6 protein-coding genes are annotated in these 8,175 nt (G+C 74.1%); 4 read left to right on the top strand and 2 right to left on the bottom strand.

Features of this window, described 5'->3' with window-relative positions:
• Window positions 1–788 precede the first annotated feature (788 nt).
• The gene (locus ABD080_RS16710; RefSeq protein ID WP_343906568.1) at window positions 789–2,933 is read right to left on the bottom strand and encodes a hypothetical protein; all 2,145 of its coding nucleotides are present in this window, start codon (window positions 2,931–2,933) and stop codon (window positions 789–791) included.
• Window positions 2,934–3,092: 159 nt separating this feature from the next.
• Here ABD080_RS16710 and pheA point away from each other — a divergent pair, with 159 nt between their 5' ends.
• On the top strand, window positions 3,093–4,058 hold the full coding sequence (pheA, locus tag ABD080_RS16705) for a prephenate dehydratase (protein WP_137771576.1): 966 nt from the start codon (window positions 3,093–3,095) through the stop codon (window positions 4,056–4,058).
• Between the two features lie 52 nt (window positions 4,059–4,110).
• Here the strand turns inward: pheA and ABD080_RS16700 are convergent, their stop codons facing one another.
• The gene (locus tag ABD080_RS16700) at window positions 4,111–5,289 is read right to left on the bottom strand and encodes a diacylglycerol/lipid kinase family protein (RefSeq protein WP_137771575.1); all 1,179 of its coding nucleotides are present in this window, start codon (window positions 5,287–5,289) and stop codon (window positions 4,111–4,113) included.
• A gap of 168 nt (window positions 5,290–5,457) precedes the next feature.
• Here ABD080_RS16700 and ABD080_RS16695 point away from each other — a divergent pair, with 168 nt between their 5' ends.
• Genes ABD080_RS16695 through serS form a run of 3 tightly spaced genes read left to right on the top strand, consistent with a single transcriptional unit; the run spans window position 5,458 to window position 8,098 of the window.
• Window positions 5,458–6,411, top strand: coding sequence for a hypothetical protein (locus ABD080_RS16695; RefSeq protein ID WP_343906565.1), 954 nt, complete (start codon window positions 5,458–5,460; stop codon window positions 6,409–6,411).
• Window positions 6,408–6,839, top strand: a complete 432-nt coding sequence (locus tag ABD080_RS16690) for a GntR family transcriptional regulator (RefSeq protein ID WP_343906563.1) — start codon at window positions 6,408–6,410, stop codon at window positions 6,837–6,839. The genes ABD080_RS16695 and ABD080_RS16690 overlap by 4 nt, the downstream gene beginning before the upstream one ends.
• A complete protein-coding gene (gene serS, locus ABD080_RS16685) occupies window positions 6,836–8,098 on the top strand; it encodes a serine--tRNA ligase (RefSeq protein WP_137771572.1) in 1,263 nt (420 codons plus the stop codon). The genes ABD080_RS16690 and serS overlap by 4 nt, the downstream gene beginning before the upstream one ends.
• Window positions 8,099–8,175 lie beyond the last annotated feature (77 nt).

The following is an 8,175-nucleotide window of genomic DNA, read 5'->3' as shown; positions in this document are numbered from 1 at the left end:
ATGGTACTGCACTCGGGAGGGTGTGGGAGAGTAGGTCGCCGCCGGACATCTTCATCGGGAAGGGTGGAGGACGTCGCTGGGGTGCTCGTGAGAGTGTCTCGCCGTTCTCTGCCCTTCCCTTTTTTCATGTCCGTTTTCCGGGCCGGCTCAGACGCCCGCGCGTGGTGAGCCCACCGGACGTCCACGAGCACGGCGACAGTCACCATCGCCATCAGCTGCACGTTGCCGTTCGCTGCCCCATCGACAGCGCGCTGAGGCGCGCGAGCCCATCGCATCGAAGCACGCGGGTCCCATCCCCGTCCCGGGGCCCGTACAGGGCTCGGAGGCCAGGGCGCTGAGAGGTGCGGCTCGACGGGGAGAGAGCGGGCCGAGGCCATCGCTCCCTGAGGATCCCCGGAGACGGCGGCCCGCTGACGCACCGGCTCAACTGCTCTCTCGTCCTCCGGCACATGGCCTCGCCGCGTCATGGGCCTGAGGACGTGTCTGCTCCCTGGCACGTGGATTCCGTGGCTGTTCGGCTCGCTGCTGTCTCGTGCCCTTCCCACGTCGTCCCCCGGCGGGAGAAGGGGACGAGAGCGTGAGAGGCAGCGGGGCGGGGGACTGGGGCGGGCGCAGCGTCTGATGACGCATCAGGTGCGACAGCGGTCTCGGATTCGTGTTGGAGCGTTGTCCAGGGCTGGTCAGCGCTGGGGGTGAGGCGCTCCTGATGGGAGGCTCAGGCGGCCCGCCGCACGCGGGGCGGCCCCACGCATCGCCACCGGCATAGGATCCGCCGTGTGTGGCTCCTCTCAGCGTCCCTCGGTGCTCAGGCGGACGTTCGTGCTGTCATCGGCTCCCGTGCCGGTGGCATGGGCCGTCGGCTCGTCGCCGGGTGAGGGGAGCGCCGGAGGGAGCAGCACGAGTGCGATCCCGAACATCGCCGCGACGAGCACCGGACCGGTGTCGTTCACCGCATAGCCCAGCCATCCGCCAGCGACCACCGCGATCATCGTGTGCAGGGCGTAGGGGTGCTCCTCGTACAGCGCTGCGAGTCTGGTGAGCCGAGCACGGCGGGGCATGAGCGCGGCCACCGAGCAGGCGAGCGCGAGGATCAGGAGCACCGTGAGCGCGGGATAGCCGAGCGTCATCCCCACGTTCTGCGCGAGCTTGCGGACCACGACCGCCACGAGCTCGCCCGAGAGCAGCTCGTTGATGAAGCGCCCCAGATGCGTGCGGTCCTCGGGCGGCCGCAGCCAGTCCAGGAAGGAGACCCCGAGCACGAGCACCGCGCCGCCGGCGAGCAGCGAGACCACGTGCCACGGGCGGAGCCGGATCCCCGAGACGAGCAGCGCGAGCAGGCCGAACGTCGGAACCGTCGCGAGCATCGACCCGAAGTCCGCACCCATCGACGGCGTCACGCACACCACCGCGACCGCGACACCCACGTCGAGCGTCCACAGCACCCGTGCTCGCGCCGTGCGGAGCAGCGTGAACAGGCACAGCAGGGCGATCAGCGACGCCGCGAGGACGATCCCGAACAGGTGGTTGGACAGCCCGTAGAAGCGGCCGCCGGAGATGGGCTGCGCGCCCAGCGGGGAGCCCAGCTGCAGCCGGGAGCCCGTCGCGGACTCCAGCAGGACGATGCCGCCCACGAGCGCCGCGCTCACCGCGACCGAGCCGCGGGGGACCCGCCGCCAGGGACCCGCGAGCACCACGAGCGCGAGCAGCGCGGAGCCCGCCCAGACGACGCCCGTGAGCGCGAGCGCCGGATGCTCCGCGCGCCACCAGGGCACGAGCGAGGCCATGAGGCCCACCGGCAGGGCGAGCGGGGCGATCGTCGTCAGAGCCCGGCCGAGGGCTTGCAGCCGCGGGCGACGGCCGAGGGCCGGGACGAGCAGCAGGACCAGCCCCATGACCCCGAGGGCGAGCCAGGAGCCCAGCGCCGGGATCGTCGCGTCGTCCACCTCGAGGGCGGCGAGCGAGCGGTCCTTGACGAGCTGCTGCGGGTCTGCGCTCTCCGTCCCCCGCAGGGGCTGGCCGTTGAGGAGACCCTCGGAGCTCGCCCCGTAGGACGCGAGGATCGTGGGCGCGACGTCCGTCAGCATGACCACGCCCGGCTGCTTCGTCGCCCCCGAGGTGAGGGCGCGGCCCGGGAGCGCGGAGTCCATCGCGACCTGCAGCCCCGCCGAGCGGGAGGCCATCGCCTCGGTGCGCTCCGAGGCGTCCGGATCCGCCGGGTCGATCGCCGCGACGGAGAGGGTGAGCGTGCGCGGCAGCGAGTCCGCGTCGCAGCCCCCGGCGGCGTCGATCACCTCGCCCGCCCGCGCGTCCAGGGCGGTGAGGGCGTCGGCACGCTCCGGGTCGGCGCGGTCCGGCAGACCGCCGAGGTCCACGAGGACGATCCCGTCCTCCGCGCCGAGGCCCTCGGAGATCTCGTCGGCGGCGCCGTCGGGCAGGGTCGCCGCGGTGGAGACCGCCGGGTCCGCGGGCTCGTCGGACCCGGCGGCGTCGTCGGAGCCGGCGTCGTCCGGCCCGCCGCCTCCGTCGACCTCCGTCACGGGCACCCCGAGCTGCTCCCACTGGTCGACGGCCGGGTCCGGGATGCCGGCGGTGCGGGGGGCGTCCGCCGCGAGGCCGCGGTAGCCCGAGCGGATCGTCTCCATGCCCTGGCGCATCGTGGAGACCACGGAGACCGAGGTCGTGTTCATGGCGCCGAGGCCCGAGCGGTCCGCGAGGCACTGCAGGTGCGGCGTGAGCTCGAGGGTGACGTCCCGCCAGTCCAGGCCCGCCGTCGCGATGACCAGGCGGACGGGCTCGTCCGCCGTGATCGCGCCCTCCCCGTCCGCGCCCGCGGCCCGCGCCGACGGGGCGCCCGCGAGGACCAGCGTCGCCGCGCAGAACAGGGCGAGGAGCAGGGCCGGGAGCGCGGTGACGGGGCGGGGGAGGGACGGCATGGATCGATCGTACGGGCGCAGCCGTGCCCGCCCCTGGACCAGCGGTGACGACGCCGAGGAGGAGTGGGGGAGATCCCGGGACCGGACGACGCCCGCCGGCCGCGACCGGCCTGCGGTCGGGCACCGGCCCGGCCGCGGCGGACCGATACGCTCCAGGTCATGCGCTACGGATTCCTGGGCCCCGAGACCACCTTCACCCACCAGGCGCTGCTGCAGGCCTTCGAGGGCCCCACCCCGGTCGCTGACCCGGCCGAGGTGACGATGGTGCCCTTCTCCTCCGTCGCGACGGCGACCACCGACCTGCTCGCCGGGGACATCGACGCGCTCATGGCCCCCATCGAGAACTCCGTCGAGGGCGGGGTCTCCGGCACCCTCGACGTGCTCGCCGCGACGGACTCGATCACGATCGTCGCCGAGCAGGTGGTGCTCATCAGCTTCGTCCTCGCCGCGCGGGAGCCGATCGCGCTGGAGGAGCTCACGACGATCTCCTCCCATCCCCATGCGCAGGCGCAGGTGCAGGGCTGGCTGCGCACGCACGTCCCCGCCGCGCGCGTCGCGACCTCCTCCTCGACGGCCGCCGCCGCGCGCGACCTCGCCGAGGCGGCCCCGGAGCAGGCGCGCGGCCGCGCGGCCGTCTGCTCGCGCCTCGCGGCGGAGCACTTCGGCCTCGAGATCCTCGCCGACGGCATCGAGGACACCGCCGGCGCGCAGACCCGCTTCGTGCTCGTCACCCGTGAGGGCCGGATCCCCGCCCGCACCGGCGCGGACAAGACCACGATCGTCGTCCAGCTGCCCCACAACCGCTCCGGCGCGCTGCTCGAGGCGCTCGAGATGCTCAGCGCGAACGGCGTGAACATGTCCCGCATCGAGTCGCGGCCGATCGGCGACTTCCTGGGCCGGTACTCCTTCTCGATCGACCTCGAGGGCCACCTCGAGGACCGCCGGGTCGCGGCCGCGCTGCGCTCCCTGCACCGCATGTGCCCCGTCGTCCACTACCTCGGCTCCTACCCGCGGGTGGACGGGGAGCGCACGGAGGTGCGGGAGGACTTCGCCGACGAGACCTACGACGAGGCCCACGAGTGGCTGGAGCGGCTCAGCGGGATGATCGCGGCGCCGCGCGGCTGAGGCGGGTGCGCCGACGGGCCCCCGCGAGCCTCCGGCCCCGGGGTGACCGGGATCAGCGGCCGCGGGAGCGCGAGCTGACCGGCACCCGCAGGCGCAGCACCCCGGGATCCACGCGCGCGATGAAGTGCGTGGCCTCGTCGTCCGTGTCCCCGTCGAGCTGCACCGGCTGCGGCGCCGCCGTGACGACCTGCACCGCGGGGGAGTGGTAGCGCTCCATCGTGGAGAGCCGGTTCGCGATGCGCGTGCGGCGGCTGGGCACGAGGCGCGGGTTCACGACCTCGGTGACGACCTGGCTGAAGCCGGCCGCGCCGCGCCAGCCGGCGACGACGATCTCGAGCCGGCCGTTGTCCACGGTCGCGCCGGGCATGAGCACGAAGCCGCCGGGGAGGCGGCCGACGTTGCCGAGGAGCACGGTGCGGGCGCGGTGCGTGTGGCGGGTGCCGTCGGGCAGGTCGAGGACGACGTCGACGCTGCGGCCCATCACGGTGCGCACCCCTCCGAGCACGTAGGCGATCCAGCCGATCCGCTTCTTCATGCCGTCATCGGTGTGGCCGATCATCTCGGCGTCCGCCCCGAAGCCGGCGATGACGAGGAAGATCTGCGGGGAGGCGGCGGAGGCCTCGGCGATCGAGCCGCCCGTCTGCAGCCAGCCGACGTCGACGTGGCGGTCCTGGCCGGTGAGCGCGGCGGTCATCGCGGCGGCCGGGTCCTCGAGCGGGACGTCGACGTTGCGGGCGAGCAGGTTGCCGGTGCCCGAGGGGATGATGCCCATGCGCACATCCGTGCCGGCGAGCACGGAGGCGACCATGCGGACGGTCCCGTCCCCGCCCGCGGCCATGACGAGGTCCGCCCCCTCGGAGATCGCCTCGCGCGCCTGCCCCTGTCCCGGGTCCTCGACGGTCGTCTCGTAGAAGGCGATCTCCGCCTCCTCGACGCGCTCGACGACCTCGCGCAGGCGCGCGCGGAAGGCGTCGGCGTCCGCGAACTTCGAGGGGTTTAGGACGACGGCGACCTTCTTCAGCCGCGCGGGCGGGTCCTCCTGCGCCGTCGGCTCACCGCCGGCTCCCGCCTCGCCGCCGTCGACGACGGGGATCGCCCCGGTGGTCGCGGCGCGCAGCTCGGCGAGCTCGCGGCGGTGCCGGCCCAGGGAGCGCAGCACCAGGGCGAGCAGGACGATCGCGACGACCCCCACGACGAGGCCGATGATCGAGAGCACTGCACCGAGATCCATGGGCACAGCGTACGGTCCGCGAGGGCCCGCGGTCCGACCGCGCGGACGTCCGGGATCGGATCCCGATGGAGGGCTTGACACCGTGGTGCCGGACCGCGACCCTATGTGCCAATAGGGTGATACAAGATGCGGCCGATCGGTCGCCGGCCCCTGACGAAAGGTGTCGACATGTCCCTCGCCGGTCCCCTCCTGATCATTCTGCTCGGAGTGCTCGCCCTCGCGGGTGTCGTCCTCCTCGTCCTCCTGCTCGTGCGCCCGGAGACGACCGGCCTGGACCGTGCCCAGCTGCGCGCCCGCCGCGTGGGCGGGATCGCCGGCGTCCTGATCGCCGCGGCGCTCCTCGCGGCCGTGCCGCTCCCCGGCAGGCTCGGCCACGGCGCGCTCGCCGGCACCGCCCCGCTGCTCGGCACCGCCGCGCTCGTCCTCGCGGTGCTGATCGGGGAGGGGCGGCTCGCCGCCCCGATCGTCGGGGCGAGCCGCAGCGCCGACCTCGAGCCCCACGGCCTGCGGGAGGTGCTGCCCTGCGCGGCCTCGCTCGCCGCGGCCGCCGCCGTGCTCGGGCTCGGCGCGCTCATGGTGATGACGACGGTGCTGGCCTCCCCGGACGACGTCCTCCGACCCGGCCGGGTCCTCACCGGGAGCGGGACCGACGCGAGCGGGGTGACGATCGAGATCGGGATCGCGCCCTACCCCGGCTCCTGGTACACGATCCCCGCTGCGATCGCCCTGGTCCTGCTGGTCCTCCTCGCCGCCCTCGCCCTGCGCGCGGTCACCGCGCGCCGCCCCGGCGGCGTTGGAGGGGACCTGCTCGCCCGCCGCCGCTCCGCGGCCACCGTGATCGGAGCCGTCATGATCGGCACCGGTCTCCTCGGCGTCGTCCTCGGCGGCCTCGCCGCGACCCGCGCCCTGGGCGTCGCCGGCGGCCTCGGCGACATGGGGGCCGACGTCCCCACCGCCGTCGTCGTGAGCGGGGTGCTCGCCCTCCTCGCCGCGATCGGCGGGGTCGCCGTGACAGGATGGGGCGCCGTGCTCGTCCTCGCCCCCGCCCTCGCCGCCCGTCGCGACACCTCCCGACGCGCGCTGCGCCTGCCCGCCGCGCCGATGACCGGGACCGCCGGATGACCGACGACGCCCTCGTCGTGGACCTCGAGCACCCGCTGCCGCCCTTCGAGCAGATCCGCCGCGGCATCCTCGCCCAGCTCGCCACCGGCATCCTCCGCCCCGGGGACCGGCTCCCCGCGATCCGTGCGCTCGCCACGGACCTCGGTCTCGCCCCCGGCACCGTCGCCCGCGCCTACAAGGAGCTCGAGGTGGCGGAGGTGCTGCACACCGCCCGCGGCGCCGGCACCCGCATCGCGGACCCGCTGCCCGCCGGCGTCGCGGTCGCCCCCGCGGGGGACCTCGACCCCGGGCTCGCCCGGCTCCTCGCCGCCCCGATCGCGGAGGCCCGCGCCGCCGGGCACGGCCCCGAGGCCGTGCTCACCGCCGTGCGGACCCTGCTCACCTCCGCGGGCGGGGGACCCGCCGCCGCGGGTACCCTGGACGAATGATCGATCTGCGGCAGCTGCGCGAGAACCCCGACCTGGTCCGAGACGCACAGAGGGCGCGCCGGCGCGATGCCGGCGTGGTCGACTCCGTGCTCGCCGCGGACTCCTCCTGGCGCGAGGCCACCGCCGCCTTCGAATCCGCCCGCGCGGAGCAGAAGAGCTTCGGCAAGAAGGTCGCCCAGGCGAAGGGTGAGGAGAAGCAGGAGCTGCTCGCCCAGGTCAAGGGTCTCGCCGCGGACGTCAAGCGGCTCGAGGCCGAGGCCGGCGACGCGCTCGCTGAGCGCGACCGCCTGCTGCGCACGATCCCGAACCTTGCCGAGGGTGCCCCCGAGGGCCTCGAGGCGGACTTCGTGCTCCGCGAGACCGTCGGCGAGATCCCCGCGTTCGAGGCTCCCGTCAAGGACCACCTCGAGATCGCCGAAGGGCTGAAGGCGATCGACATGGCGCGCGGCGCGAAGGTCTCCGGTGCCCGCTTCTACTTCCTCACCGGCGTCGGCGCGCAGCTCGAGCTCGCGATCCTCAACGCCGCGATCGACCAGGCCACGCGCGCCGGCTTCACGCCGATGATCACGCCCACCCTGGTGCTGCCCGAGTCGATGGAGGGCACCGGCTTCCTCGGCGAGCACGCCGACGAGGTCTACCACCTCGACAAGGACGACGACCTCTACCTCGTGGGCACGAGCGAGGTGGCCCTCGCGAGCTACCACCGCGACGAGGTCCTCGACCTCTCCGACGGCCCGATCCGCTACGCCGGTTGGAGCGCCTGCTACCGCCGCGAGGCCGGCAGCTACGGCAAGGACACCCGCGGCATCATCCGCGTGCACCAGTTCCACAAGGTCGAGATGTTCTCCTACTGCCGCATCGAGGACTCCTACGCGGAGCACGAGCGGCTCCTGGACTGGGAGCGGGAGATGATGGCGAGGATCGACGTGCCCTATCGCATCATCGACACCGCCGCCGGCGACCTCGGCACCTCCGCCGCCCGCAAGTTCGACTGCGAGGCGTGGATGCCGAGCCAGGAGACCTACCGCGAGCTCACCTCCACCTCGAACACCACCCAGTTCCAGGCACGGCGGCTGAACATCCGCGAGCGCACCGAGGACGGCCTGCGCCCCGTCGCGACCCTCAACGGCACCCTCGGCACCACCCGCTTCATCGCGGCGATCCTCGAGAACCACCAGCAGCCCGACGGCTCCGTGGTGGTCCCCGAGGGCCTGCGCCCGTTCCTCGGCGGCCGTGAGGTCTTCGAGGTCGTCGCCTGAGATGACGGGAGCGGAGCGGAAGGGCCTCGGCCGGCGGATCCTGGCGGCGCTGCGTCATCGCCGGTTCACCCGTTCGT

This window comes from Brachybacterium rhamnosum (assembly GCF_039526185.1).
In the GTDB taxonomy this organism is placed as follows: Bacteria; Actinomycetota; Actinomycetes; order Actinomycetales; family Dermabacteraceae; genus Brachybacterium; species Brachybacterium rhamnosum.
The sequence above is the reverse complement of the archived record's forward strand: the minus strand, read 5'-3'. Positions and strand labels throughout refer to the sequence as shown.